Annotated in this window: 27 protein-coding genes and 1 other RNA gene; 7 read left to right on the forward strand and 21 right to left on the reverse strand. The window is 45.3% G+C overall.

The genetic code is table 11. From position 1 onward, the window contains the following. The 7 genes from dtd to IGI73_RS14360 form a co-directional block, all read right to left on the reverse strand. On the reverse strand, nucleotides 1-447 hold the full coding sequence (dtd, locus tag IGI73_RS14330; protein WP_428206804.1) for a D-aminoacyl-tRNA deacylase: 447 nt from the start codon (nucleotides 445-447) through the stop codon (nucleotides 1-3). Nucleotides 448-453: 6 nt separating this feature from the next. Then, nucleotides 454-2,664 carry a RelA/SpoT family protein gene (locus IGI73_RS14335; protein WP_428206806.1) on the reverse strand — a complete coding sequence of 737 codons (2,211 nt, stop codon included), beginning with the start codon at nucleotides 2,662-2,664 and terminating at the stop codon, nucleotides 454-456. Between the two features lie 187 nt (nucleotides 2,665-2,851). Beyond that, nucleotides 2,852-3,517 carry a hypothetical protein gene (locus IGI73_RS14340; RefSeq protein WP_005227769.1) on the reverse strand — a complete coding sequence of 222 codons (666 nt, stop codon included), beginning with the start codon at nucleotides 3,515-3,517 and terminating at the stop codon, nucleotides 2,852-2,854. A gap of 4 nt (nucleotides 3,518-3,521) precedes the next feature. Continuing rightward, nucleotides 3,522-4,277: a 16S rRNA (uracil(1498)-N(3))-methyltransferase gene (locus IGI73_RS14345; protein ID WP_060792566.1), complete on the reverse strand. Its 756-nt coding sequence runs from the start codon at nucleotides 4,275-4,277 to the stop codon at nucleotides 3,522-3,524. A 1-nt stretch (nucleotide 4,278) separates the two neighbouring features. Continuing rightward, entirely contained in the window at nucleotides 4,279-5,226 is a 948-nt protein-coding gene (gene prmA, locus IGI73_RS14350) for a 50S ribosomal protein L11 methyltransferase (RefSeq protein ID WP_081116938.1), read from the reverse strand. A gap of 11 nt (nucleotides 5,227-5,237) precedes the next feature. Then, nucleotides 5,238-5,726 carry a DUF3013 family protein gene (locus IGI73_RS14355; protein WP_156236266.1) on the reverse strand — a complete coding sequence of 163 codons (489 nt, stop codon included), beginning with the start codon at nucleotides 5,724-5,726 and terminating at the stop codon, nucleotides 5,238-5,240. A gap of 16 nt (nucleotides 5,727-5,742) precedes the next feature. Further along, nucleotides 5,743-6,363: a DNA-3-methyladenine glycosylase gene (locus IGI73_RS14360; protein WP_010749036.1), complete on the reverse strand. Its 621-nt coding sequence runs from the start codon at nucleotides 6,361-6,363 to the stop codon at nucleotides 5,743-5,745. A gap of 216 nt (nucleotides 6,364-6,579) precedes the next feature. Between IGI73_RS14360 and IGI73_RS14365 the strand changes: the two genes are divergently transcribed. The 4 genes from IGI73_RS14365 (at nucleotide 6,580) to IGI73_RS14380 (ending at nucleotide 9,139) form a co-directional block, all read left to right on the forward strand. Further along, entirely contained in the window at nucleotides 6,580-7,857 is a 1,278-nt protein-coding gene (locus IGI73_RS14365) for a replication-associated recombination protein A (protein WP_015510472.1), read from the forward strand. A gap of 85 nt (nucleotides 7,858-7,942) precedes the next feature. After that, nucleotides 7,943-8,137: non-coding RNA, 6S RNA (ssrS, locus tag IGI73_RS14370), on the forward strand. A gap of 167 nt (nucleotides 8,138-8,304) precedes the next feature. Then, a complete protein-coding gene (locus tag IGI73_RS14375; protein ID WP_010749034.1) occupies nucleotides 8,305-8,595 on the forward strand; it encodes a hypothetical protein in 291 nt (96 codons plus the stop codon). 64 nt (nucleotides 8,596-8,659) lie between these two features. Beyond that, complete coding sequence (locus tag IGI73_RS14380) at nucleotides 8,660-9,139, forward strand: universal stress protein (protein WP_010749033.1); 480 nt, start codon at nucleotides 8,660-8,662, stop codon at nucleotides 9,137-9,139. Between the two features lie 284 nt (nucleotides 9,140-9,423). Here IGI73_RS14380 and IGI73_RS14385 read toward each other — a convergent pair whose 3' ends face one another. Further along, nucleotides 9,424-11,004 carry an ABC transporter gene (locus IGI73_RS14385; RefSeq protein ID WP_208769943.1) on the reverse strand — a complete coding sequence of 527 codons (1,581 nt, stop codon included), beginning with the start codon at nucleotides 11,002-11,004 and terminating at the stop codon, nucleotides 9,424-9,426. Then, the gene (locus IGI73_RS14390) at nucleotides 11,005-11,760 is read right to left on the reverse strand and encodes an ABC transporter ATP-binding protein (protein ID WP_005227750.1); all 756 of its coding nucleotides are present in this window, start codon (nucleotides 11,758-11,760) and stop codon (nucleotides 11,005-11,007) included. Between the two features lie 270 nt (nucleotides 11,761-12,030). Here IGI73_RS14390 and IGI73_RS14395 point away from each other — a divergent pair, with 270 nt between their 5' ends. The 3 genes from IGI73_RS14395 to abc-f all read left to right on the forward strand — a co-directional run bounded on the left by IGI73_RS14395 (nucleotide 12,031) and on the right by abc-f (nucleotide 15,928). Further along, the gene (locus tag IGI73_RS14395; RefSeq protein WP_005227748.1) at nucleotides 12,031-14,031 is read left to right on the forward strand and encodes a KUP/HAK/KT family potassium transporter; all 2,001 of its coding nucleotides are present in this window, start codon (nucleotides 12,031-12,033) and stop codon (nucleotides 14,029-14,031) included. An 80-nt stretch (nucleotides 14,032-14,111) separates the two neighbouring features. Beyond that, nucleotides 14,112-14,240 (forward strand): hypothetical protein, encoded by a 129-nt coding sequence (locus tag IGI73_RS14400; RefSeq protein ID WP_010749031.1) that lies wholly within the window; start codon nucleotides 14,112-14,114, stop codon nucleotides 14,238-14,240. A 104-nt stretch (nucleotides 14,241-14,344) separates the two neighbouring features. Next, a complete protein-coding gene (gene abc-f, locus IGI73_RS14405) occupies nucleotides 14,345-15,928 on the forward strand; it encodes a ribosomal protection-like ABC-F family protein (protein WP_208769944.1) in 1,584 nt (527 codons plus the stop codon). Nucleotides 15,929-16,023: 95 nt separating this feature from the next. Here abc-f and IGI73_RS14410 read toward each other — a convergent pair whose 3' ends face one another. The 12 genes from IGI73_RS14410 to IGI73_RS14465 form a co-directional block, all read right to left on the reverse strand. Continuing rightward, nucleotides 16,024-17,484, reverse strand: a complete 1,461-nt coding sequence (locus tag IGI73_RS14410) for a peptide MFS transporter (protein WP_208769945.1) — start codon at nucleotides 17,482-17,484, stop codon at nucleotides 16,024-16,026. Between the two features lie 358 nt (nucleotides 17,485-17,842). Beyond that, the gene (locus IGI73_RS14415; RefSeq protein ID WP_005233419.1) at nucleotides 17,843-19,027 is read right to left on the reverse strand and encodes an acetate/propionate family kinase; all 1,185 of its coding nucleotides are present in this window, start codon (nucleotides 19,025-19,027) and stop codon (nucleotides 17,843-17,845) included. 24 nt (nucleotides 19,028-19,051) lie between these two features. Next, complete coding sequence (locus IGI73_RS14420; protein WP_208769946.1) at nucleotides 19,052-20,056, reverse strand: class I SAM-dependent methyltransferase; 1,005 nt, start codon at nucleotides 20,054-20,056, stop codon at nucleotides 19,052-19,054. A 167-nt stretch (nucleotides 20,057-20,223) separates the two neighbouring features. After that, the gene (gene comGG, locus IGI73_RS14425) at nucleotides 20,224-20,595 is read right to left on the reverse strand and encodes a competence type IV pilus minor pilin ComGG (protein WP_244323117.1); all 372 of its coding nucleotides are present in this window, start codon (nucleotides 20,593-20,595) and stop codon (nucleotides 20,224-20,226) included. Then, on the reverse strand, nucleotides 20,558-20,983 hold the full coding sequence (gene comGF / locus IGI73_RS14430; RefSeq protein ID WP_208769947.1) for a competence type IV pilus minor pilin ComGF: 426 nt from the start codon (nucleotides 20,981-20,983) through the stop codon (nucleotides 20,558-20,560). The genes comGG and comGF overlap by 38 nt, the downstream gene beginning before the upstream one ends. Further along, on the reverse strand, nucleotides 20,973-21,287 hold the full coding sequence (locus IGI73_RS14435; protein WP_208769948.1) for a hypothetical protein: 315 nt from the start codon (nucleotides 21,285-21,287) through the stop codon (nucleotides 20,973-20,975). Before IGI73_RS14435 ends, comGF begins: the two co-directional genes overlap by 11 nt. Beyond that, the gene (comGD, locus tag IGI73_RS14440; protein ID WP_034857584.1) at nucleotides 21,268-21,741 is read right to left on the reverse strand and encodes a competence type IV pilus minor pilin ComGD; all 474 of its coding nucleotides are present in this window, start codon (nucleotides 21,739-21,741) and stop codon (nucleotides 21,268-21,270) included. The genes IGI73_RS14435 and comGD overlap by 20 nt, the downstream gene beginning before the upstream one ends. Further along, nucleotides 21,716-22,021 carry a competence type IV pilus major pilin ComGC gene (gene comGC, locus IGI73_RS14445; RefSeq protein WP_081116944.1) on the reverse strand — a complete coding sequence of 102 codons (306 nt, stop codon included), beginning with the start codon at nucleotides 22,019-22,021 and terminating at the stop codon, nucleotides 21,716-21,718. Before comGC ends, comGD begins: the two co-directional genes overlap by 26 nt. Further along, the gene (gene comGB, locus IGI73_RS14450) at nucleotides 22,018-23,046 is read right to left on the reverse strand and encodes a competence type IV pilus assembly protein ComGB (protein ID WP_010749023.1); all 1,029 of its coding nucleotides are present in this window, start codon (nucleotides 23,044-23,046) and stop codon (nucleotides 22,018-22,020) included. The genes comGC and comGB overlap by 4 nt, the downstream gene beginning before the upstream one ends. Further along, nucleotides 23,000-23,962 (reverse strand): competence type IV pilus ATPase ComGA, encoded by a 963-nt coding sequence (gene comGA, locus IGI73_RS14455; protein WP_005227732.1) that lies wholly within the window; start codon nucleotides 23,960-23,962, stop codon nucleotides 23,000-23,002. Before comGA ends, comGB begins: the two co-directional genes overlap by 47 nt. An 88-nt stretch (nucleotides 23,963-24,050) precedes the next feature. Beyond that, nucleotides 24,051-24,707, reverse strand: a complete 657-nt coding sequence (gene trmB / locus IGI73_RS14460; protein ID WP_015510485.1) for a tRNA (guanosine(46)-N7)-methyltransferase TrmB — start codon at nucleotides 24,705-24,707, stop codon at nucleotides 24,051-24,053. A gap of 57 nt (nucleotides 24,708-24,764) precedes the next feature. Continuing rightward, a complete protein-coding gene (locus tag IGI73_RS14465) occupies nucleotides 24,765-25,544 on the reverse strand; it encodes a phosphotransferase family protein (protein WP_005227730.1) in 780 nt (259 codons plus the stop codon). Between the last annotated feature and the right edge of the window lie 25 nt (nucleotides 25,545-25,569).

Here is a 25,569-nt window from a genome sequence, read left to right on the forward strand (position 1 = left end):
TTATTTTTCTTTCGTATCGATCACAATCGTCACCGGGCCATCATTGACCAAGGCGACTTGCATATCTGCACCAAATTTTCCAGTAGCAACAGTGATCCCTTCTGCTTTTAAGCCTTCATTAAAAGCTTCGTAAAGCGGGATCGCAATACTTGGCGGTGCCGCTTGAATGAAGCTGGGACGATTGCCTTTCTTGGTCTCCCCATAGAGGGTGAACTGTGAAATACTCAAGACGGCGCCATTTATACTTTCCAGTGACCGATTCATTTTACCTTCTTCGTCTTCAAAAACCCGCAGATTTTTGATTTTTCTTATGAGATAAGCCACATCGTCGCCGGTATCCTCATGGGTGATCCCCAATAAAACCATAAACCCTTGTTGGATCGCACCGACGATATTCTCCTCAATCGACACACTTGCTTGACTGACTCGCTGGATCACTGCCCGCATTCTTTCTCATCCCTTCGTACGTCTGACGCTGTAAACATCTGGAATCTGTTTGATCTTATCAACGATCGATTTCAAATGAGTCAAATTCTGAATCGCCACCGTGATGCGGATCGTTGCCATTTTGTCTTTGTTGGTTTTGGCTTCGACACTCACTAAGCGCTTCGTGACAGTGTTGACTGTCTGTAAGACATCATTGAGCAACCCAGAACGATCATAGCCGTAGATCTCAAGATCGGCATCGTATTCTTTGTTAATGTCGGTGGCATCTTCCCACTCAACATCGATCAAACGGTTCGCGGCGTCTTTGTTTTGAACATTGGGACAATCGCTGCGGTGGATCGAGATTCCTCGGCCTTTGGTAATGTAGCCGACGATCGAATCTCCAGGGACCGGATTGCAGCAGCGGGAGATACGGATCAACAAGTTATCGACCCCTTCAATGACAATGCCGCCTTCGTGACGAACCTTCATTTTTTCTGGTTCTTTTTTCGTCGGTTGATTGATCATCTCTTGGACTTGCTGCTTTTGCTTCTCGATTTGTTTCTCGCGCCGTTCTTCTTCGGTCAAACGGTTGGCTAAAGTCGTGGGACTAACTTCCCCATAGCCGACAGAGGCAAATAGATCATCTTCTGTTTGGTAGTTGAACCGTTCGCAAGCTTCCGCGATTTTGCTTTTCGTCAAAAATTCTTTCGGCACAAAGCCCATATCTTGTAAGGTACGAACCACTGCCTCATGCCCTTTGATGATGTTTTCATCACGATCTTGGGCTTTAAAAAATCGTTTGATTTTGTTCTTCGCTTTGCTGGTAGCCACTAGTTTGACCCAGTCGCGGCTTGGACCAAAGGAATTTGGTGAGGTCAAGATCTCGATAATGTCCCCATTTTTTAGCTTGTAGTCCAATTGGACCATCTTGCCGTTGACCTTGGCGCCGGTGGTTTTGTTACCGATGTCGGTATGGATGCTATAGGCAAAATCCAGGGGACTGGAGCCTTGAGGCAACTCCGTCACATCACCTTTTGGCGTAAATACATAGACTTTGTCGCTGAAAATATCGCCTTTGACACCTTCCATAAATTCAGAAGCATCATAGCTTTCATCTTGTAGTTCCAAGATTTCTCGGAACCAGCCAACTTGTTGGGTCATCTTGTCGGCTCTGACTTTTTCGGTCTTGCCTTCTTTATAGGCCCAGTGCGCAGCAACCCCAAATTCAGCGATCTCATGCATTTCATGGGTCCGAATTTGGATCTCGACAGGATTGCCTTTGGGACCAATGACCGTCGTATGCAGCGATTGGTACATGTTGGCTTTTGGCATCGCGATATAATCCTTGAACCGCCCAGGCATTGGTTTCCATTTTGTATGGATCGTTCCCAAAACCGCATAACAATCTTTGATGGAGTCAACGATCACTCGGATCGCCAACAAATCATAGATTTCATTGAACTGTTTCTTTTGGTCTTTCATCTTGCGATAGATTGAGTAAATATGCTTTGGTCGGCCATAGATCTCAGCATAGATATCTAGTTCCTCGGTGGCGATTCGAATCTCTTCTACGGTTTCAGAAACGTAGGATTCCCGTTCTTCTCGCTTTGTCTGCATCAAATGCACGATTCGGTAATATTGCTGTGGATTCAAATAACGCAAAGAAATATCTTCTAATTCCCATTTGATGCGGCTGATCCCTAAACGATGAGCCAATGGGGCATAGATTTCCATCGTTTCTTGGGCGATGCGGCGTTGTTTGTCTTCCCGCAGATGTTTCAACGTACGCATATTATGTAAACGGTCAGCCAGTTTGACCATGATGACCCGTAAATCTTGCGCCATGGCGATCAACATTTTTCGATGATTTTCTGCTAATTGTTCTTCATGAGATTTATACTTGATCTTACCCAGCTTGGTCACGCCATCCACTAGCATCGCTACATCGGCACCGAATTCTTCTTTCAGATCGGCTAACGTCACATCGGTATCTTCGACGACATCATGCAAAAAACCAGTTGCAACGGTATGAGGGTCCATCTGCAATTCTGCCAAGATCCCCGCAACTTGGATTGGATGAATAATGTAAGGCTCGCCGGATTTACGGAATTGTTCTTTATGGGCTTCTGTCGCGTAATCTAATGCTTTTTGGACAAAGGCAACATGCTCTTCACTCATATAATGAGCGACCAATTTGATGACATTGGGCCCGGTCAATATAACTTCTTTTGCCATTCATTCCGCCTCCTGCTTTTCTTTTTTGTGCTATCAAAAAGGCAGACAGAAGTCGCTGTTAACGTTTCGTCACGCACCCAAAGCCTTGCGGACAAACGTTCTAAGCATGGGACTCCTGTCTAACCTGCAGTTCTTATTTAGTAGTATTATTATACAAATTTTTCAGCTATTTTTCAATCGCTGTTGTTCAAAGCACATCGGGCGACGGCTGGTCCTTAAGCAATTCTTCAAAAACATGATACGAGAGCCCGATTTTCTCAGCGCCAGCAGCCTGTAGTGATTGCAGCGCTTGTTCATCTACTGTGTCAGGATTGATCTGGATCGACAGTTGACTGCCGCCATCTAAGGAAAACAAGCTCACGTCATGCAATGCTTCTGCTAGTGGTTGTTTTTGCCCTAACACAATCTTTGGCCAAGCTTCTTCTTTCAAGCGTTGTGCTACTTGGATCTTCGTCAATTCATTCATGATCTCGGTTTGCACAGCTAAGCGGATCTCTCCTCCTGTCAAGGTCAAGGAGCGGATCGTTTCAGTCAGCTCCGCAAAGCCACGATCATTTTCCATGAAGGAAGAAGCTGGCAGCCAGACTTCCAAAAAATCGGCGCCTTCCATAAACGCCCGACCAATTTCAAACGCCACCTTTGCCAGTGTTCCTTGGGCAAGGGGGTAATCGATCACTGCGCCGATTTGTAGGGAAGAGCCTTGTGCCAAGATTTTCGCTCGCCGAATGGCACTAGGCAAAACGACGACTTCCTTTAAGGTCGTCTTATATTGATTGATAAAATCCTTCAAGACCCAGTCGGTCAGATCGGCCGTCAACAAACGGACACTGATTGCTTCTTGGTTCTTATTCATCAACTCACATCCTCTTTAATTCCGTTAGCACACTGACAGCACTTAAAAAATAAAACGGTGCTGTTTCTGTTCGTAAAATTCGAGGGCCTAACCCGCATAATTTGGCGTTGTTTTGCTGGGCTTCTTCGATTTCGGAGGGGGTCAGACCGCCTTCTGGACCAAAGATCGCTAAAACTTTGCTGCCAACAGGCAATGCGGTGATCACTTGCAGCAGCATCGCCGCTTCTCCTTGCTTGGCTGATTCTTCATAAGCCACTAGGACCGCATCATACTGACTGAGGCTTTGCCAAAATGCTTTGGCGTTATCCAGCAGCGTGATGGCTGGCGCGATCTGCCGTTGGGACTGCTCCGCCGCTTCTTGGGCGATTTTTTGCAGCCGTTGCTGCTTTTTCTGTAATTTCTTTTGATCCCATTTCACGACCGAAGTTTGTGCAGGAAAACCGATAAAGGCTGCCGCCCCCAGCTCCGTTCCTTTTTGAACGATCAATTCCAGCTTGTCGCCTTTCGGGTAGCCGCTAGCGATCGTGACCTGCAGCGGCAATTCCTTGTCCTGCTGTTCTTTTTCGACTTCCTCTAAGTACACCGTTTCTTCATCGGCTTCTTTGATCTTGGCAATGATCGCCAAATGATCCTCAAACACTAAACCGACTTTTGCCCCGGGAGTCATGCGCATCACTCGGATCATATGGTGGAAGGGTTCTCCCGAAACGGCAAACACCGCTTTTGCTTCATAAGGCTCCTGTAAAAAATATCGCTGCATCTTACTCTACCTCTGGTTTTTTAAAGGCGATCGCATACCAGTCTTTTTGATTGAACAATTGATCGATCTCAAAGCCTTGTGCGATCATGGCATCGATCACTAATTGTTTTTTCGTCTCAATGATCCCAGAAACGATCAAGGTCCCTTCTTGCTTCAATAGACGCCACGCATCAGGGATCATCAATAGAATGATGTCCGCTAAAATATTGGCAACGATAAGATCAGCAGGGACCGTCACTCCTTGCAAGAGATCATTGGCCTGCACGGTCACATCGTGAGCAATAGGGTTCATCGCCATATTTTCTTGGGCGGACCTCACAGCGACTTCATCTAGATCATAAGCGAACACGTCTTTGGCACCTAAATATTTACTGGCGATACTCAACACGCCTGAGCCCGTCCCGACATCTAAGACGGTTTCACCGCCTCGCAAGTAGACTTCTAGGGCTTGTAATGTCAAGCGTGTCGTAGGATGCGTGCCGGTTCCAAAAGCCATCCCCGGATCAAGGGTGATGATCTTTTCCTCTTCTTGCAGCGGTTGATAGTTTTCCCAGCTCGGCACGATCGTCAGATAGCGGGAGATACGGACTGGATGGTAATATTTTTTCCAGGCCGTCGCCCATGCTTCTTCCACGACCTCGCTCGTTGTGATGGTGTTTTTGCCGATCGCCAAACCATATTCTGGCAGACGGTCGATGGCTGCTTTGATCGTCGGCAGCACTTCTGGTAAAAAGATCGTCTCTGGGAAATAGGCACTGACTTGGGCGCCTTCTTCTAAGGTCGTATAGGTTTCTTTATCCAAAATTTCGCCATACGCATCGCTTTTAAAATTTTCGATATCTAAAACGTCCTCGATCGCTACCCCACTTGCTCCGTGTTCCATTAAAATATTGGCGACTGCTTCCACTGCTTCGCTAGCTGTCGCTACGGTTACTTCATTCCATTTCATGTTCGTTCTCCTTAGTAACTAGGGTACGGGATCATGGTTTCCCCAGCTCCCGCTTGATAGTTCGTCATTTTCTCCACAAATTCTTCTTCGTTGAATCGCAATTCAAAGATCGCTTCTTCACTGTCATCGTTCAAGAAATCAAGCAGATCGCTTTGGCCTTCTTCTAAAATTTCTTGAATGTAATCAACCAATCCGTCTAACAACGCTTTTTGAACCCCTTTTTTCCCTGCATAAGGGATCGTCGCTAAATAATCTTCTTCATCAAACGTTGATTTTTGTGGATCATACAGCAAAATCCCATCTTCAAATTCAATGATCGCTTCTTCTGATGCCACACCTTGCGCATCGTCGATCTGCACGTGGTGAGGATTTTCAGCAAACAAGCGCAGCACCAATTCGATCGTATGATTTTTGGCATCCCAATCGATCGCCACATCATAGTCGGTGATTTTTTTCGTTAATCGGTGATCTAAGTAAGTCAATATCGTTTCTTTCGCCATCACTATTCCTTCTTTCTTAACACCATCCATGGTCTTGCTGAACAGCGGTTTTTCGTATATTTGTCAAATACGGATTGCCAGCCACCGCAAAACGAAGCGGCATCTGGGTCCATTCCCCTTTATTTGGGATACCGATCCGAGGCAATGCCAAAATTTCTTTTGGGGTACGTCGGCGCTCAGGAACCAAATGCAGTGGGCTTGTAAAAATCGATTCTCCATAAAGCTCAGCGGGGATCTGCAGTGCCTGTACCAGTTTCCCGGGGCCGTTGGCTACATCCGGTCCTGTTTTTTGTCGTTGTTGTTCCATCAAGGCGATCCCATCCACCGGTTCTAGCCCGCGAATCATGATTCCTTGCGGGATGCCTTTTGGCTGCGTAATAAAGTTGACGATTCGATGCGTATGCATCGTATATAAATAAATCGTACCTGGTTCCTGATACATCGCCCGAACCCTTGGTGTGTTTCGCATGCCCACACTATGAGCCGCCAGATCATCGGGACCTAGATACGCTTCACAATCCACGATATACCCACCTACTGTTCCTTCTGGGGTCTCATGTTCCAAATACATTCCTAATAAGGCACGTGCGATGGTCGTTGTCGGCTGTGTCGCAAAAAGTGCCATTAATTCATCCATTCTCATCACCCTCTTTATTCTACACAATTCTCGGCGAACTTACTATCTTTGACTACAGAGTTACGACGATCTCAACGATTTCTTTTCAACGAACCTGATTTTTGCTGACTGAGTGGAAAATAAGCGCCCTTTTGTTTCTGCAAAGACGCAAATCAGCTTGTTTATGAGAATATACGTTCTTATGTTATACTTACAGGAAAAGGAGAGGATCGTTTTATGCAGCAGCCACTTGCTTATCGAATGCGGCCACGGAACTTAGATGAAGTCGTCGGACAGCAGCATTTGGTTGGCCCGGGGAAAATCATTCGCCGAATGGTCGAAGCCAAAATGCTTTCTTCGATGATCCTATACGGACCGCCGGGAACCGGAAAAACCAGCATTGCCAGTGCGATCGCCGGCTCGACACGCTATGCGTTTCGCATGCTGAACGCCGCCACAGATACAAAAAAAGACCTGCAGATCGTGGCAGAGGAAGCCAAAATGAGCGGTACTGTCATTTTACTGCTTGATGAAGTCCATCGACTAGACAAGACAAAACAAGACTTTTTACTGCCCCATTTAGAAAGCGGCAAGATCATTATGATCGGTGCCACGACGGAAAATCCCTACATTACGATCAATCCAGCGATTCGCAGTCGGACACAGATTTTTGAAGTCAAACCGCTCCAAGAAGAAGATATTTTGACCGCCATTGATCAAGCCTTAGCAGATGAAACTCGCGGACTTGGATCAGAAACCATCGTATTGACCGATGATGCCCGCTTGCATCTCTCGCGAGCGACCAACGGTGATTTACGAAGTGCGCTAAACGGCTTAGAGCTCGCTGCTCGTTCCACCCCAAAAGGACCAGACGGCATTATTCATTTGACCTTAGCGATCATCGAAGAGTGCGTCCAGCGTAAAGCATTGACCCACGATAAAGATGGGGATGCGCACTATGATGTGATCTCTGCTTTTCAAAAATCGATTCGCGGCAGCGATGTGGATGGTGCGCTGCATTACTTAGGTCGTTTAGTAGAGGCAGGCGATCTGGCGATCATTTGTCGGCGCTTGATGGTCATCGGCTATGAAGACATTGGTTTAGCTAACCCAGCAGCCGCTGCTCGAACCGTCAATGCTGTGTTAGCCGCTGAACGTTTGGGCTTGCCAGAAGCTCGGATTCCGTTAGCCGATACAGTGGTCGATCTATGTCTGTCACCAAAATCCAACTCTGCCTACATGGCATTGGATGCAGCGATCGCAGATATTCGCAGCGGTAAAGCTGGCGATGTCCCGGATCATTTACGAGACAGTCATTACAAGGGTGCCCAAAGCTTGAATCGGGGTGTCGGCTATCAATACCCACATAATTTTGATGATGCCTGGGTCGATCAGCAATACTTACCTGATAAGCTGAAAAATACTCATTATTACCAACCAAAAGCCACTGGTAAATATGAGCAAGCCTTAGGTCAACGGTACCAACAATTGCAGCAGCGAAAGAAAAAAAACTAGGTACTTAAAAAAAATAGCGACTTTTTGGTATCGTTTTCAAACAACTTTATTGCACCTTCGTCATTCCTATGCTACTATAAGGGTGGGAATTCTGTGATGTACGAGTTGTCCCTTTTGTGTGTTGACCGAACATTTTTATTGATATCTTGGGATCCGTCTTGTGTCAATGCTGGTAACATGCCTTTTCCTTTGGTAGTTCGAAGCTTAGACCGTGGAACCCACCTGCTAGAATTTGCGGGATCAATACTATGGGAAAAAGAACGGCATCAACGGATATTACCCATTCTTTTTAGAATGTGCCATCTGTTTTTAACAGATGGCTTTTTTGCGTTTTCTAACCGATAGCAACAGTGAAACGTCCTTGCCTGACATCAGAGTAAGGGTGGCTTTTGCTATTCTTTCTAGGGTTCGCTATACTAAACTTATCAACTTAGGACAGGATGGCGTATGTTTATGATTCTTCTATTATTTACGATCGTGGCACTCGTATTATTCGGCACCAGTTATTTGCTTTATGCCAAACAAGCGATTTTTTTCACTTTGATCCCTACCACCGAGGCGAATAAGGTCTTCTTAAAAACCTATAGTCTCATTCATTTCCTTTTAGGCGTGGTGGCATTGGTTGTGGGCTTTGTCGATAAGGAGCTGATTGCCTTGTTTTATTTGGCTTTATTGCTGCTCTCTTCCGCATCTTTCAGCATCTTGTTGGCACAAAAAATGAAAAAAAAGAAAGATTAGGTTTTCTTTTTCCAGAAAAAAGCATTACAATAAAAGTAGAAGATAACAGATGGGAGTGTTTCTTATGTTACAACAATATCAACGAATCATGGTAGCCGTCGATGGGTCTAGCGAGTCAGAATTAGCCTTCAAAAAAGCCGTGAACGTGGCACAGCGGAATGATTCTGAATTGGTTTTAGCACATGTGATCGACACTCGTGCCTTTCAAACCGTTTCTTCTTTTGACGGCATGCTTGCTGAACAAGCAACCGAAATGGCCAAACAAACCTTGAAAGACTATGAGGATTATGCCCGCAAGCATCAAGTAACTGCGGTCAAAACGGTGATCGAATACGGCTCGCCAAAACCGATCATTGCCAAACAATTGCCCGAAGATCACGACATCGATTTGATTATGATCGGTGCCACTGGTTTAAATGCCGTGGAACGAATCTTTATCGGTTCCGTTTCTGAGTATGTCATTCGCCATGCCGGCTGTGATGTGTTAGTTGTACGGACAGACCTAGAAAACAAAGTCCCAGCAAAAGACCACACGAAAGCTTAATAGTGAGACGACCTGCCGCTGCTTGGCAGGTTTTTTTGTACAAAAAAAACCGTGACAAAAGCAAAAGAGGCAACGAGCGCTCAGGTCTCATTGGTCTTTTTGACTTTGGTCACAGCTCTTTGACAAGTCGGTTATCCAAACTTGTACAGCAAAAAATGAAAGCAAAGTAATAGGTACTCCTATCTAACCATGTTTCCGCTTGATTGTAAATAGTTTTTCTGAATTTTCTGAATAAATAGTTAATTTAACCATCCTTAAATAAAAAAAGCAAAGCGTCGCTTCCCTTAGGAAAAACGACGCCAAAATCTATGGTGATAATGGGCTATCCAAAGGACGCTGGTCAAGAGGATCACAAAGAAAACCGGACCATTCAATAACCAAAAATCAACTGAAGTCGCAGCAAAGCCGTAAAGGATGATAACAATGATGGAAAGAAACAGCGTTGCGATCGTTCCAATGGCTAACCCAAGACTCCCCGCCCCTCTCGTAAACAATTGACTGATGTTGGTCCAATCCAAAAGCAGCAGCCGATAATCACGAGCAAAATATCTCAAGCACAAAAGAAAACTGCTCCAAAGTGCCCCGATTAGAAAAGAGACAGCCAAAATCAGCGGCATTCTGAATAGAAGGACTGCTGCCAGCACGATGACTGCCGTTAAGCTCAGCTGCAAAACGACCCCAAAGCGGAATTTTTCCCGCAAGTAGCGCTTCATCGATAGCGGCAAGGAGCGGACAAACAAGAAATTCTCCTGATCCAGTGAGATCAAATTACTGATAAAAGAAGTCGGGTTGACCATCAATGCTGCCAAGGCGATCCCCGCCACAAAAACGACACCGATAAACCGCTCATCCAATTCACTTAACTGAATCGCTCCTGTAAACACAAAGGACACTAAGAAAATAATGGGCATCAGCAACGAAGAAGAAAAGACTTGCATGATCAAATTCGGATCTCGGATCAACTGCGAATTGTAATTAAACAACAGCTGGCCCAAGCCTTGATTGGGTTTATGCTTCCGACGAACACTCCCTTGGTTGGGCGCCGCGGCTGCCACTTGCTCATAAAACTTCGGCAAGATCAACCGATAGAGGGCAAAAAGCAACACGCCTGCTGTGGCGATGATCCCTAGCAAGCTAAGCAAACCAGTTGTTTGAAACGGCGCCACCATCACATAATAAAAGGGCAATAAAAAGCTGATCGCTCCTCGGTCTACCACGTCTGCCTCGTAGGTATTCACCTGATTCATCATTAAGACCCCGATCACAACAACCAGCATCGTCACGCCTAGCAATAAACTAGTGACCAATTTTTTATGCTTCAAGAAAAACTTGGTGCGCGTCAGGCTGAAGACGATCAAGCTACAAATGCTGAAGATCAGGACTAAAAACAAGCCGAACAGCAAGAACGCCCATAAGATCGTCAACAAGAAAAAGACGTTTGCCCGAATCCCTGTCAGGAGAAATAAGACCAACAGAGGAAAAATAAACGGCGCAACGGTGAGAAACACCACCACGATCTTTGCCAGAAAAATTTCACTCTGTCGAAAAGGCAGCGGCAAATACGCTGGCAGATCTTGACTCTCGAAAAAGACATTGTAAATGGACGAAATCCCTTGGGAAAAGCCTAAGATCCCGAACAAAGCGACATAATAGGTAAAAAAGCCTGGCATCTGACTAAAATCCAATGTAATCATCGTCAACCCATAGACTAGCAGAAATACTACCCCAGAAAACGCATATTGAAACAACAAATAACTGGTCAAAGTCGAACCAGCCTTGCCTTTTTTGCGGGCTTTATCTGTCAGTTGGGGATTGGCATACCGCAAATTAACGGAGGTCAGAGTCAGAAATTGTTGTTTTCGCATCTACGCTTCCTCCGCTTCTGCAAGAATCGCTTCTTCTTGACTTCTCCCAGTCATTTGCAGATAGATCGTTTCCAAAGAAAGCGACGGATGCTGTGCCAGCAAATCTGCCACTGAGCCATTGTACAGCAGCTCACCTTTTTTCAAAATCGCCAATTGATCGCACAACTGCTGGGCGGTGTCCAAGACGTGGGTGGAAAAAATCACGGTCTTGCCCTTGGCAGCGTGCTGTTTCATCATTTCTTTTAAATCATACGCCGCTTGGGGATCTAAGCCTTGTAATGGTTCATCCAAGATCCAAATGTCTGGATCGGGGATCAATGCCCCAATCAGCAGCGTTTTTTGCCGCATTCCATGGGAAAAGCTGGCGATGGTCTCTTCTTCATGAGACAGCATATCAAACAAGCGCCCTAATTTTTGCAAACGCTCGGCCTTTTCCGCTGCTGGCACCTCATACGCTGCGGCAATCAAGTCCCAATACTCCCCTGCCGTTAGCTGTAAAAACAAATCTGGCGTGTCCGGCACATAAGCAATTTGTTTTTTTATCGCTTCGCGATGTTCCACGAGGGATTGGCCATCAAAATAGATTTCCCCACTTGTCGGTTGCAAAATACTCACTAAGCTTTTGATCGTGGTCGACTTCCCTGCTCCGTTGTGTCCCAGAAAGCCAAAGATCTCCCCTTGACGGATCGTCAGGGAAAGATCAGACAACGCTTTTTTTGGTCCATACTGTTTCGTCAGATTCTTGATCTCAATCATTTTCCTGCCTCCTTATTCCATACCTATTGTTATCTTACGCTGAAAAGCAGGAAATGAAAAATGTTTATTGCCATTTTTAACAAATCAATTGACAGGAGCTGCAAAAACAAAGATAATAAGAGCACTTTAGGGGAGTAGCACATGGATCGTTCCATGATCTTAGATCAACAGCAAGCGGGAATCCGCTGGTTTAAGATGTTTCTTGCAAGACCTAAGTGGCAAGGGGCCGCTTAGGTCTTTTTGCAGTTTAAAATGGAGGGAAAACAGTCAATGAGTTCAAGTAAAATGAAAAAAGTGACCGCCGGCGGACTTTTAGTCGCCATGGGGGTGGTCTACGGTGATATCGGTACGAGTCCGCTTTACGTAATGAAAGCCCTGGTGGAGGACAATGGCGGACTACGCACCTTAACACCCGATTTTATCTTAGGCAGCGTCTCGCTCGTCTTTTGGACGCTAACGCTGTTAACGACGATCAAGTACGTCTTGATCGCATTAAACGCGGATAATCATGGAGAAGGCGGGATTTTCTCCCTTTATACTCTAGTTCGTAAAAACAGCCGCTATTTGATTATTCCAGCAATCATCGGGGGCGCAGCCCTGCTAGCAGATGGCGTTTTGACGCCAGCCGTGACGGTGACCACTGCCATCGAAGGATTACGGGGGATTCCAGTCTTTTTTGATCGCTTCGGCAATGACCAATCGATCATCGTCGGCATCACCTTAGCAATCTTATTGGTCCTCTTTGCCCTGCAGCGCTTTGGGACTGAGTTTGTCGGCAAAGCCTTCGGACCGATCATGCTAGGCTGGTTCACTTTCTTAGGGATCGTCGGGGTGATGAACTTTGCTGGTGACCTTTCGGTGATTCGCGCCCTTGATCCCCGTTATGCGATCAATTTGCTCTTTAGTCCCGATAACAGTGCCGGTCTCTTTATTCTCGGCAATATCTTTTTGGCAACGACTGGTGCGGAAGCCCTCTACTCAGACTTAGGTCACGTGGGCAAGAAAAACATTTATGCCAGCTGGCCCTATATCAAAATCTGCTTGATGCTAAATTACTTTGGTCAAGCGGCGTGGTTGCTGCAAGTCTATCAAAACCCGACTTATCAAGAAATCGAAAACTTGAATCCATTCTTCCAAGCGTTGCCGCAAGGGTGGACAGTCTTTGGTGTCAGCTTTGCCACCCTCGCTGCCATCATAGCTTCGCAAGCCCTGCTGTCTGGCTCCTTTACCCTGGTTTCTGAAGCCATCAAGTTGAAACTATTGCCGCGGATGCAAATCATCTATCCGGGGGCGTCTATCGGGCAAATGTATATTCCTGCCTTAAACACCTTGCTGTGGATCGCCTGTTCTGGCGTGGTCTTGTTCTTCCAGACCTCTACTCGGATGGAAGCTGCTTATGGATTGGCCATTACGGTAACGATGTTGATGACCACTATTTTGCTGTATTTCTACTTGCACCAAAACAAGAAGACCCGTTTCTTGGCACCGTTCATCACGCTCTTTTTTGCAGCGATCGAGGGGATTTTCTTTATCTCCAGTGCGACCAAATTTTTCCATGGCGGTTACGTTGCCATCTTATTAGCCAGCGTGATCATCGGCGTGATGCTGATTTGGGAATGGGGCAATCGTATTCAAGAAAATGCTGCCGAAGAAGTTGCGCTTTCTACCTACATCCCTCAATTGAAACAGTTGCGGGAAGATGATTCTTTGCCGTTATCTCAGACGAACGTCGTCTTCATGGTTCCTAAACTGCAAGACGATCAGATCGGTCAGCAGTTCATCTATTCCATTTTAGACAAACGGCCAAAACGTGCCAAAGTGTATTGGTTCGTCAATGTGGAAGTCACCGACGAACCCTATACGAAAAAATATGAAGTTTCGATGGCAGATACCGATTTTATCGTTAAACTAAAGCTTTATCTCGGCTTTCGGGTGCCGCAAGAAGTCAATCTCTACATTCGCCAAATCATTCAAGAATTGATGAAAGATGGTCGCTTGCCGCTGCAGCCGCAACGCTACTCCTTAACGCCTGGACGCAATGTGGGCGATTTCCAATTCGTGATGATCGAAGAAGAGCTGTCGAATGCAACTGCATTAAGCAAATGGCAGAAGCAAGTCATGCAGACGAAGCTTTTTATCAAACGCCACACCATTTCACCTGAACGCTGGTTCGGCTTAGAATACAGTGATGTGGTTCATGAGACCGTTCCATTAGTCATCGGTCAGATGAAAGAAAGCTCTCTGACAGAATTACGCATCGAGGAACGCTAAGAAACCGCCAGTACTGGTTGAACTTTCTGATACTTTCAGGTACACTGAAAAGACAAAGACACAAAGGAGGGGAAACTACCATGATGCGCATGACTAAAATAACAAGTAATGAAAATTACCAACGATACCATATCGCATTTAGCCATGCAATTGGTTTTACAGTTGCTGTTGACGGGACGAGTCTGTCCAAAACAGTTACATTTACGTAAAATCAATGGCCATCTCAAGGTATTTTTCTCAAGAAAATCTGAGTTTAAATAACACTGGCCATGGATATCCATGGCCTTTTTGAGTGGTCTCAAGGAGAGAGATCATGATTATACAAGCAATTGCTATTAAAAAAACCATCGGCGGGAATCCGTTATTTGAGGAGTTAGCCTGCCAAATCGAAGCTGGGGAAAAAATTGCCCTAGTCGGCATCAACGGAACGGGCAAATCAACCTTTTTACAAATCTTGACTGGCAGTGAAGGCGTCGATAGCGGCGTTATCAGCCGCCAAAAAGGCTTGAGGATCGGGACGGTCGAGCAAGAGCTGACAGTTTCTGAAGCAACCGTTACCCACTACCTGCTCCATTCTGCTGCTACCATTCAAGAACTCAAGCAGCAAATGAGCCATTACGAAGCCTTGATGGCAGAAGCCGATACTGATTTAGAGAAGTGTCTGATCCGTTATGGCGAGCTGCAGCAGCGCTTTGAAGAGCTGGGCGGCTATGGATTAGAAGACCGAATTTCCGCGATCTTACAAGGCTTAGGAATTCCCCATCGACAGAACGCACGCTTAACAGAGCTTAGCGGCGGTGAACGGGTCAAAGTCGCTTTAGCCAAAGTGTTAGTTGCCGATGCTGACCTGCTGTTACTGGATGAACCAACCAATCACTTGGATCTTTCCAGTATTCGCTGGTTGGAAAATTATTTACAGAATACGAAAAAAGCGGTTCTAGTCGTTTCGCACGATCGGCACTTTCTCGATCAAGTCACCACCAAGACCTGGGAACTGGAAGAAGGCGCCTTGGTTGAGTATCCTGGAAATTACAGCCGATTTCGTGTCTTAAAAGAAGCTCGCTTGGCAGAGCTGACCAAAAATTACGAACTGCAGCAAAAAGAAGTCCAGCGGCTAAAAGTCATGATTCGTCGGTTTCGTCAGTGGGGCCATGAAGGAGACAATGAATCCTTCTTCAAAAAAGCCAAAGAATTGGAACGCCGCCTAGCGAAACTTACACTGGTCAAACCGCCAGCGCCCCCGAAAAATCGGCTGCAAGGCTTGGCAAATGGCGGAAAATCAGGCAAAGAGGTGTTCATCGTTCGCGACTTGCACCAGCAATATGCCGATCAGCTCCTATTCAAAGACAGTAGTTTTGCAATCTACCGTGGGGAGCATCTAGCCATCATCGGCGACAATGGTACTGGAAAATCAACCTTACTCAAATTACTTCTCGGTGAGGAGCTTCCTAGCGGCGGCACTATCAAGCGCGGCAGCAGCTTACAAATCGGCTATTTGCCCCAACAGCTGCAGTTTGCCGATCCTGAGAGTCGCTTGTTGGCCTACGTACAGACGTTGACAGGAAACGAAGAGGCTGCTCGTCGGCAATTGGCCAAAAGCGGGTTTTATCAAAGTGATGTGGCCAAACGAATCAAAGATTTATCTGGTGGTGAAAAAATTCGTTTGGCGTTACTGAAACTCTTTTTAGAAAAAATCAACGTCCTGATTTTGGATGAACCAACCAATCACCTCGACAGCTATGCCCGAGAAGAAATTGAAGAAATGCTGCAAGATTATCAAGGGACCCTGTTGGCGGTCAGCCATGACCGCTACTTTTTACAGCAGCACTTCCAAGAAGCCCTGGTCATTGCACAGCAGCAGATCACGCGCCAGCCATTGAGCCCCTTGATTGATTAAGAGATTGATTCGCAACAAAAAAACTTGATTTTCCTACCGTATGCATGGGTTGTTCAATCCATGCATAGGCGGAAAATCAAGTTTTTATTTTTTGATCAATGAATGTTGCCGATCAAGTTGCGGATCGGTTTTCTAGCTAAATACAAGACGATGCCGACAACAACGGCTACTCCGCCGACGATGCCATAGTACATCCCTTCTGTTTGCGGTGTGTAGAACCGAGCGATTTGCGCATTAATGGCTTGTGAAGAAGCGTCTGCTAACAACCAAATCGCCAAGGTTTGTGCTTCGAAGGCTTTCGGCGCTAGTTTGGTCGTCACCGACAAGCCCACCGGTGAAAGACACATTTCCCCTGCAATCATAATGAAGAAGCTCAATACCAACCATAATGGGCTGACCCGTTCTTCTACTCCAAACAAGAGGCTTGGCAGCATTAGCAATAGAAAGGACAAACCGGCTAAGACTAAACCGATGGCAAACTTCACTTCTGTCCGTGGCTGACGAGAGCCTAGTTTGGTCCACAACCAGACAAAGACAGGTGTCAATAAGACGACAAAAAGTGGATTTAAGGTTTGATACAAACTTGCTGGAATATTGATGCCGAATAACGTTGATTGCGTACGGTCAGCGGCAAACAATGCCAAGATCGATGAGCCTTGTTCTTCCAATGACCAAAAGACGATCGCTGACAAAAACAGCGGAATGTAGGCCAACACTTTTTTCTTTTCATCTGGTGTGACATCTTTCGAACGGAGCATTTTGGTAAAGTAGTAGATCGGTAAGAAAATACCTAGAACACTGATAAAGTTGATGAAGAAATCAACCGTCAGATGGCCAGTTGCAGCTGCTGCGCCAAACAACACTGCCAATGCGAGAAGAACCAGAACGACTGCTCGGAAGAAGGTTTTCTTTTCGGCTGCCGATAAGGGATTCGTTGGCGCGATCGCTACACTTTTCAACGTGGTTTTTCCTTGCACATAATACTGCACCAACCCGATGAACATCCCGATAGCAGCAATCGAAAAGCCTAAGTGGTAGTTGACCTCTTGTCCTAAGATCCCGACGATGATCGGTGCTAACAAGCCGCCAATATTGATCCCCATGTAGAAAATCGAGAAACCAGCATCCCGACGGATATCGTCTTTGCTGTATAAATGCCCCACCATACCCGACACGTTGGATTTCAAGAGTCCGGTTCCGATGACGATCAGCATCATGGACACAAACAACGCTGGAATCCCTAAAGGTGTTGCCAAAACGATGTGTCCTAACATGATCAAGATCCCACCATAAAAGACGGATTTATTTGATCCTAACAGACGGTCCGAGATCCAGCCGCCAACAATACTTGACATATACACTAAGGAACCGTAAATCGACATGATCGCCACAGCCGTTCCTTTTGGCAACCCTAAGCCGCCGTTGGCAACTGCATCGTACATGAAGTACACCAAAATCGCCCGCATACCATAATAACTGAATCGTTCCCACATTTCCGTGAAGAATAAAGTCGACAGCCCTCGCGGCTGACCTAAGAATGTTTTTTCTTTTTCCATATGTAATGGCCCCTTATAAAAATTAATGAAAATAAAATAGCGGAATTTTTCTGAAAATTCACAAATGCCAGTTTATTCCCATTTGGCAACTTTTACAAGGGTATTTCCCTGAGAACACCTTATAAAAAAGGTGGGAAATTTAAATTCAAATGAAAGCAAAATGAGAAGCCCTCCACCTAGGTGCAGTATGAGCCAATTCTCATATGTATAATTATTAAATTATCTGTTTAAAAAATTAGAAAATGGTCTTCACCAATTTTTCTCTCTAGCCCCATTTTGCGGACTTTCCTACAAAAAAAACACATGCAAGCATTTCTCTTGCATGTGTTTCAGCTTCTATTCTAAGGAAGGTTTTCGCTTAGCCGCGTAAACGTTCCACATCGCGAGCGATCATTAATTCTTCATCTGTTGGGATCAAAAGTACTTTGACTTTTGACTCTTCAGTTGAGATCACTAATTCTTCGCCGCGTTTTGCATTTTGATCGGCATCTAATTCGCAACCAAACCAAGTCATGCCTTTGATAACTTCGCTGCGGACGTGGGCATCATTTTCACCGATACCAGCAGTAAAGACGATCGCATCAACACCGTTCATGGTTGTGACATAGCCACCGATGTATTTACGGATGCGGTCAGTAAAGACGTCATAAGCAACTTTGACTTCTTCTTTGTCGTAGTTTGCTTCTAGATCGCGCATGTCGCTGGAAATACCAGTTAAACCTAATAAACCAGATTTTTTGTTTAAAACATCCACCATTTCATCGATATTCAAATCTAATTTTTCCATTAAGTAAGGCAAAACAGCAGGATCGATGTCACCTGAACGTGTGCCCATCGTTACACCAGCTAATGGCGTGAAGCCCATTGATGTATCTACTGATTTTCCGCCGTCAACCGCAGTGATCGACGCACCGTTCCCTAGATGGCAAGTGATGATTTTTAATTCTTCGATTGGTTTACCTAACATTTCTGCTGCACGCTCAGAAACATAACGGTGGCTTGTACCGTGGAAGCCGTATTTACGTACTTTAAATTCGTTATAGTACTCTAATGGCAAGCTGTATAGGTAATTGTGTTTTGGCATCGTTGCATGGAAAGAAGTATCAAAAACAGCGACACTGATGATTTCTGGCAAGATTTTTTTGAAAGCAGTGATCCCCATCAAGTTTGCTGGGTTGTGTAATGGCGCAAATTCAGCCAATGCTTGGATGCGTTCCATCACTTCGTCTGTGATCACAACTGAATCAGGGAAATCTTCTCCGCCGTGAACGACGCGGTGACCGACGCCAGTGATTTCATCATAGGCACCTAAAATGTTTAATTCGATCAGTTGATCCAATAACATTTTTACAGCTACTTCGTGATCGTTGATGTCGATGATTTGTTCGAATTTTTGATCTTCCCCATATTTGATGGTAAAGATAGAATCTTTCAAACCGATTCGTTCAACGATTCCTTTAGCGACAACTGTTTCCTCTGGCATTTGATATAATTGCCATTTTAAACTTGAACTTCCAGCATTGATTGCGATTGTTTTTGACATGATGATCTCCTTATCCGAATTATATTACAGATTTGCTGCTTTCCAAGCCGCAAATTGTTCAAAAAGTTTTGTGATGTTCTTTGGTTCTTTCAGTGAGGCTAGCTTGACCAGCAAGACTTCGTCTGCTTGTTTGCTTGTCCCTCCATGGTTTTGTAAAAGCAAAATACTTTTACGTGAATGTTCATTTTTAAAGAGTTCTTCAGGAAGCTGAATCATTCCTTGCAAATAAACCTTTTCTTTCAGCCATTTTTTCAAAAGTTCACTCTGTTCCGTTTCCAAGAAGTTGCTTGGTACTAAGAACAAACCGTAACCGCCAGCTTTGACATAGTTCATCGCTTGTTCCATCAACAAATGATGGGCATAACTGTGCCCTTCTGGAGCCGCCGTAATGAAGCTGCGGGCTTTGTCATCTTGTGGGTAATAGCCCACCGGTAGATCGCTGATCGCCAGATCCATCGGTTCGATCAAAAGCTCTTGCAAGCCATCTTGATGGAACAAATGCAAGGGCGCTTTGGTCCATTCGCCAGTCGCAGCTGCGATCGCCAACAAGGTTTCGTCAATATCCACACCGGTTCCTTCTACTGGACGCTTCGCTAATTGCAGATTCAGCAAGACTGTCAATAAGAGATTCCCCATGCCTACCGATAAATCAAGAAGTTTCACTGGTTGGTCGGCACTACTCAACTGCTCGATCAAATAGACGAATAAAAACCCAAGACTATCTGGTGTCAGTTGGTGATTGGCCTGCAGGCGCTCCGTTTGGCTGCCTTTCAACAAAACCAACTGCGCAAGCTTGCGTTTTTCTTCTGCCGATAGTTCCATTGCTCGAATTTCTTGATAGATGGTTTCTAAACGAGCAGCAGTTGCTTCATCTGGAACCCCATCGATCACGCGAACTTGGTATTGATCAACAAAATTTTCGATCGTCTCTACGTAAGCATCAAAAAAAGACGTTTCCAATGCGTTTTGAAGCAGTTGGATCGCTTCAACGGTCAAATGAAAAGACGTTTCCATTTTTTCTGCGGACATCTTGCACCTCTTTTCAAAACTATAACAACATATATACCTGTTTAATTTTAGCCGATTCATCCAAAATAATCAATCGCTTTCGTTTAGAATAATTTGTGAAGCTGTAAACATTCTTTTTCTATTTCTGTATGAAAAAGGATGGTCGAAACAACCATCCTTTTCCTGTACTATTCTTCTTGGTCATCTGTGTCTATTTCAGGCTCTTCTTCGGGTAACAAAAAGGTAAATGTAAAGCGGCGGCTTTTGACATAGCACTCGATCTGTAAGAGTTGTCCTTGCCGTTCATAGGTCAACTTTCCTACATTATAAAGTCGTGACCCTTGATCTGCCAATTCGTTTTGCAAGAATTCCGCATGAAACAGTTCGCTCATGATGCGAGCTTCATAGGTTTCAATGGTTTTTGTATAAAAAAGGGCTGTTGTGCGGCTGTTTTCTAACACTAGCAATAACATCAAGCTCAACAGCTGCACAAACAACAATGCTGTGAGTAAAATACCGCCTTTATGCCGCCTCTTGTGTGTGAATTTTCCATTGTCCAATTTTCTGCTCTCCATTCTCAAAGGAAACGGCAAAGCGGATCGCTGCGCCAATTTTCTCAAAAGACACATCCGTTACTTCTGTCAATAGTGGTTGATACCCATTGTTGTCCCGCTTTCGCAGCACGCGATTGATGCGATCGATGGTGACCGAATTGTTTTGACTGCTTCGCAAATACAGTGTGGTCTCACTGACCGATAGATAGGTACAGGTACTTAATTCCCGTTCCAGCTGAAACAAAAACACATGCCATTCTTGATCTTTGCGAGCCATGATCTGCTGATTGACGGGTGCGAGGTGCTTAACGATCCCGCTGATCAGCAATAAGCAGATCGCCAATACCCATAAAGACAACAGACACTCCAACAAAGTAAAGCCTTTACTCTTCATACACGATCTCCCAGAGCTGCTCGCTGCTTTGGATGCGTGCTTGTTGATGCTGCGCTGCTTGCCAAAAGCGAACTTGATAGACTCCCTGACGCTGCGTCGTGTAGGTAATGGTTGACGCATCAAAGGAGTGGTTCTGGACTTCTTCATACAGCACCCGCAGCATTTGGGCTTTTTCTTGCAATGCCGCACTTTGCGTCAGTGAAGCGGTCTGCATTGCTAAAAACAGTAACACACAAGTTGCCAACACCCCAAAGCCAATCAGGCTTTCTGCTAAGATGAACCCACTATTCAACGATTTTTTCATAACGGCCACTCCCAAATAAAAACTTATAGCTGATGGTTTGCTTTTTCTCCTGCCAATAGAAAATGATCCTTCGCAGACTGCTGTTGTTGCCGGATTGACTACTAAAAAGAATATCGGGAAACGCCTGCATCGCTAGTTGAGGAGGAACGTCGATCTTGGTGACTGGCTCAGTTGCAGCGCCGTAAAATGAAACAGTTGGTGTTGGCTCTGCTTGATAGATTGCTCGGGTTTGTGTGTTATCGATGATGGCCGATTGCTGCAAGGTATAGAGTCCTTTTTCTAAGCGAGCACAAAAGCCGAAAACTTCCGCAGATCGTTGATAGTACTCGATAGCCACGACGGGGAAAAAGAGAAAGAGACTACTGACCAAGAGTACCAAGAGACTTTCCATCAAGGTAAACCCAGAAAATCCCCTAGTGCCATTGTTCTCACTTTCTCTGCTCATAAATCGCATATTGTTCCTCAGATACATACCCTTCTGCAATCAATTCTTCTTTCGAAGGCACCCGATCTTCATTTAGACGAAAGAGTTCGATCTGGGTTTCCACTACTTTTTCAATCGCCGCATTTCCTTTCTCATCAATGATTCCTCTTTGATTGGCAAGATTTGGGACAAACAACAAAACCAAAATACTGATCACTAATAAAACGACTAGCATTTCAACCAATGTAAAGCCTTTTTTGACACGCCAAATCCCCTGCTTGCGAGGAGATGCTACTTTCTTTTCTATCATTCGATCACTCCTTGGATATTTCCATAGATTGGTAAAAACATAGCGGCATAGATCCCAACGATCATTAAAGCAACCAACAAAAAAATCAGAGGCTGAACCCAGTGAATGGCTTTTTCGATTCGTTGAAACAAGCGTTCCATCAATAATTGACTGTATAAAAAAAGCTCTTCTCCTAACTTTCCTCGTACTTCTCCTTGAAAGACGATCAAAGAAAATTCGGGTGTAAGAAACGAGAAATGACGAAGTTTTTCTGGGAGTTCGCCCCCAAGTGTCAAGGTCACTCGCAGTTCTCGTGCTAATTCTTGGATCAAGGTAGCTTTATTGGTGTGCTCCATACACTCAATGATCTGTTGAATATCTAATCCTTGCTGAAACAACTTGCCCCATTCCAATGCGAAAAAACTCGTGTGATAACTCGTGTACAATGCTCCGAACAATGGCAGGTGGCTGAAAAACACAGCTTTTTGCAAGGCAGTGCGGCGGGCAAACATCCAGCGGCTGATCACAAAAAGCAGCACACTTAACAACAAGAAGAGGATAAGTACTGCTGGTGCCCAAGTGATGGCGCGAATGCCCCAATGACCTTCGTCGATCATGCCAGAGGCTAGCAATTGGGGCAATAAAAAGCGGTGCATCCCAAAAAGCGCAGCTATTAAAAAGACCAGTAACAAAAGCGGATAGGCAGCTACTTTGTACAGCAGCTGTTTTTGCTTGTTGACCAATTTATGGTAGTCGACCATCCGCCGCAAGGTCGCCGTGAGATCCCCATGATTTTCTGCTAAATGAAGCTGACTTTTTTCAGTAGCCGATAACGACAAGGGCGCTACCGCTGCTGCAAAGCTTTGCCCTTGGGCGAGATGGACAATTAGCTGTTCGATCACAGGTTCAGAAAACTGGCGGCTGCGCAGCAGCACTTGGAGGCTTTCTTGTAGGGAAAAGCCACTCTCCAATAACACCGTGAAGGTGACTAAGAGGGCTTCAGTTGCACGGCGTGGTAGCTGGGGCTTCTTTTTCATAAACTTCATCGCTGATCCACCCACTTTCTTTCACTTGTTTTAATACCTGCTGCCACTGTTTTTCCACTTGCCCCTCATAAAAGTGATATGCCAGCAATCCATGAGGTTCATTCGCTTCATTTGGCAACAATCGCTGATAAATGATCCCTTGCAGCGCATGTGCCAGACGATCGTCTGTCCCCAGCAATTCCAGCAGCCGCGTCTTGGTTTCTGCTACACCTCGGGCATGGATCGTGGCAAATACTCGGTGACCTGTCAGAGCGGCTCGTACAGCGGCTTGCGCCGTTTCTTTGTTACGAATCTCGCCGATCAAAAGCAGGTCTGGACGATGCCGCAAGGACAAGCGAATCAATTCATCATAGTCTTGTTCGATCTTCAAATTGGTTTGCAGCTGTAAAAAGCGCGGCTCCTCGATCTCCACAGGATCTTCGATGGTAATGATTTGCCCCTTGGTTGCCCGAGCTAATTGATACATGAGGGTCGATTTCCCTGAGCCAGTGGGGCCAGAAAACAAATACAGCCCTCTTTGTTTGGTTGCCTGTTGGATCTGCTGGACGTCTTCTGCAAAAAAATAGCGCAGGTGCTCCTGAGTCAAAGGATAAAGAAACCGCATCACGAGACTTTCACGCCCTTGGTAATCACCGACTGTGGAGATGCGCAGCCGCTGCAGCTGATCGCCTAACGGATAACTGACTGCTCCTAACTGAGCTTTGCGTCGTTCTCCCACCTCCATTCCTCCTAAAAATTTGAAGCGAGTAATCAGCTGTTGGGCTTCTTCGTTGGTCAGTACTTGATAGGTCTTTCTGAGATAGCTTTTACTGAAAATCACCTCCATCTGTGTACCGCTCGGCAAAATGGCCAGATCCTGCATGCGTTCTTGTCTGCCATAGTGAATCAACTCATCTGAGAATGCTTGAATATCCACGACTTATCCCTCCTAAAAAGAAATACGCAAGCCTTTTGAGAATAGAAAAAAAAGACGAAGCAAATTTGCTTCGTCTTTCGTCACTTCTTTATTCCTGCGGGTCTTTTGCCACAAATTGGGCTTCCACCCGATAGATTCGCTGCCCGCGGCTTGAGAATTTTTCTTCATATTCCGTCATGATATTGTTCTCAAAGGTACTGTTATGCAGGTCCAACCAAACTTGTTTGATGATCATGCCATATTGAGAAAAGCTCGCTAAGGAATACTCAAACAATCCTTGGTTGTCCGTTTTGAAATGGATTTCGCCATTAGGTCGTAAAATTTGCTCGTCCACCGCTAAAAAGGCTTTAGAAGTCAAACGGCGCTTCTCATGCTTCTTCTTAGGCCATGGATCAGAAAAATTCAAATAGATCTGGTCTACTTCATTGTCTTCAAAATAGTTGGTCAAAGCCGAACCATCCACATGCAGCAGCTGCAAGTTTGGGATCTCCTGCTCGATCATTTTATCCAATGCGATCGAAACGACACTGATCTGCATCTCTACCCCAATATAATTGATTTCGGGATGAGCTTTCGCCATTTCAGTAATAAATTGACCTTTTCCCATGCCGATCTCGATGTGTAGCGGATGATCATTGCCAAAGCGTTCATGCCAACGTCCTTTCCATTCGGTAGGCTCTGCAACGACGTATTGTGGATGAGCTTCAATCAGCTCTTTTGCACCTGCACGTTTTCTTACTCTCATGTTTCTTCCTTTCCGAAAAAACAAGATGGAACCAAATTGCCTCGCTCCATCTTCTCTTCATTCACTATAAATTCGTTTTAATTGTAAAATCTCTGCATTCATGGCTTTGTAATCGCCCCGCAGATAATATTTTTTGACCTCTTGCAGCATACTCAACAATGCATACCAATAAATTTTTTCGATCACTTCGCTGCTGCTATGGATACCGTAGCGCACCAGCCAATGGGACCAGCTGGATAGCGGCACATAGTGACCTAAAATAGTCCCGATATCGATTGCTGGATCTGCAAACATCACGGAATCCCAATCGACTAAATACAAATAGTTTTGACAAACCAGCCAATTTCGATAGTTGACATCGCCATGGACGACCGCGGCTTTTTGCTCGTCAAAAGCTGGAATATTGGCTTTTAAATACTCGGTGACCAAATGAATAAAACGGTTTTGAGCCACCGCAGAAGGCAGCTGATCTTGATAATCCATCAGCATTTGTTCAGGCGATCTGACTTGTCCGCCGATTTTGCTTAGCATCTGTGCCAGCGTTTTTGAATGATGCAAGTGATACAACACATCAATGACGTCATTTCTTTGGCCGATCTCATCGGGATCTAAGACCCGTCCATCCAGCCATTCTTGTGCGGAGAGCGTATCCCCATTTCCCGTCCGTTTCGTCCAGACGAGTTTGGGTGCAATGCCCTCTTTAGAGAGTGCCGCAAGCATCGGGGTCGTATTTCGTTTGATAAAGACTTTGTCGTTGTCCTTGAGCCCGATATAGGCTTTCCCGGTGTCGCCTTTGATCGGCCGCATACGCCAATCTTGATCCAAGCGAATATCCATCCTAGCTTCTCTCCTTATTTCGCAG

It is taken from the genome of Enterococcus sp. DIV0755f, assembly GCF_051713725.1.
Lineage (GTDB): Bacteria > Bacillota > Bacilli > Lactobacillales > Enterococcaceae > Enterococcus_D > Enterococcus_D casseliflavus.

What these genes read in the sequence shown, in the direction of transcription:
- IGI73_RS14415 (WP_005233419.1), bottom strand. Translation starts at nt 19,027, where the DNA reads ATGTCAAAAACAATCGCAATCAATGCTGGAAGTTCAAGTTTAAAATGG.
- comGF (WP_208769947.1), bottom strand. Translation starts at nt 20,983, where the DNA reads ATGAAGAGTAAAGGCTTTACTTTGTTGGAGTGTCTGTTGTCTTTATGG.
- IGI73_RS14355 (WP_156236266.1), bottom strand. Translation starts at nt 5,726, where the DNA reads ATGGCGAAAGAAACGATATTGACTTACTTAGATCACCGATTAACGAAA.
- IGI73_RS14410 (WP_208769945.1), bottom strand. Translation starts at nt 17,484, where the DNA reads ATGGAAAAAGAAAAAACATTCTTAGGTCAGCCGCGAGGGCTGTCGACT.
- IGI73_RS14400 (WP_010749031.1), top strand. Translation starts at nt 14,112, where the DNA reads ATGATGCGCATGACTAAAATAACAAGTAATGAAAATTACCAACGATAC.
- IGI73_RS14375 (WP_010749034.1), top strand. Translation starts at nt 8,305, where the DNA reads ATGTTTATGATTCTTCTATTATTTACGATCGTGGCACTCGTATTATTC.
- IGI73_RS14435 (WP_208769948.1), bottom strand. Translation starts at nt 21,287, where the DNA reads ATGAAAAAATCGTTGAATAGTGGGTTCATCTTAGCAGAAAGCCTGATT.
- abc-f (WP_208769944.1), top strand. Translation starts at nt 14,345, where the DNA reads ATGATTATACAAGCAATTGCTATTAAAAAAACCATCGGCGGGAATCCG.
- IGI73_RS14465 (WP_005227730.1), bottom strand. Translation starts at nt 25,544, where the DNA reads ATGGATATTCGCTTGGATCAAGATTGGCGTATGCGGCCGATCAAAGGC.
- IGI73_RS14340 (WP_005227769.1), bottom strand. Translation starts at nt 3,517, where the DNA reads ATGAATAAGAACCAAGAAGCAATCAGTGTCCGTTTGTTGACGGCCGAT.
- IGI73_RS14345 (WP_060792566.1), bottom strand. Translation starts at nt 4,277, where the DNA reads ATGCAGCGATATTTTTTACAGGAGCCTTATGAAGCAAAAGCGGTGTTT.
- IGI73_RS14380 (WP_010749033.1), top strand. Translation starts at nt 8,660, where the DNA reads ATGTTACAACAATATCAACGAATCATGGTAGCCGTCGATGGGTCTAGC.
- IGI73_RS14420 (WP_208769946.1), bottom strand. Translation starts at nt 20,056, where the DNA reads ATGTCCGCAGAAAAAATGGAAACGTCTTTTCATTTGACCGTTGAAGCG.
- comGB (WP_010749023.1), bottom strand. Translation starts at nt 23,046, where the DNA reads ATGAAGTTTATGAAAAAGAAGCCCCAGCTACCACGCCGTGCAACTGAA.
- IGI73_RS14385 (WP_208769943.1), bottom strand. Translation starts at nt 11,004, where the DNA reads ATGCGAAAACAACAATTTCTGACTCTGACCTCCGTTAATTTGCGGTAT.
- IGI73_RS14365 (WP_015510472.1), top strand. Translation starts at nt 6,580, where the DNA reads ATGCAGCAGCCACTTGCTTATCGAATGCGGCCACGGAACTTAGATGAA.
- prmA (WP_081116938.1), bottom strand. Translation starts at nt 5,226, where the DNA reads ATGAAATGGAATGAAGTAACCGTAGCGACAGCTAGCGAAGCAGTGGAA.
- IGI73_RS14335 (WP_428206806.1), bottom strand. Translation starts at nt 2,664, where the DNA reads ATGGCAAAAGAAGTTATATTGACCGGGCCCAATGTCATCAAATTGGTC.
- dtd (WP_428206804.1), bottom strand. Translation starts at nt 447, where the DNA reads ATGCGGGCAGTGATCCAGCGAGTCAGTCAAGCAAGTGTGTCGATTGAG.
- IGI73_RS14360 (WP_010749036.1), bottom strand. Translation starts at nt 6,363, where the DNA reads ATGGATGAATTAATGGCACTTTTTGCGACACAGCCGACAACGACCATC.
- comGD (WP_034857584.1), bottom strand. Translation starts at nt 21,741, where the DNA reads ATGCGATTTATGAGCAGAGAAAGTGAGAACAATGGCACTAGGGGATTT.
- IGI73_RS14395 (WP_005227748.1), top strand. Translation starts at nt 12,031, where the DNA reads ATGAGTTCAAGTAAAATGAAAAAAGTGACCGCCGGCGGACTTTTAGTC.
- IGI73_RS14390 (WP_005227750.1), bottom strand. Translation starts at nt 11,760, where the DNA reads ATGATTGAGATCAAGAATCTGACGAAACAGTATGGACCAAAAAAAGCG.
- comGC (WP_081116944.1), bottom strand. Translation starts at nt 22,021, where the DNA reads ATGATAGAAAAGAAAGTAGCATCTCCTCGCAAGCAGGGGATTTGGCGT.
- trmB (WP_015510485.1), bottom strand. Translation starts at nt 24,707, where the DNA reads ATGAGAGTAAGAAAACGTGCAGGTGCAAAAGAGCTGATTGAAGCTCAT.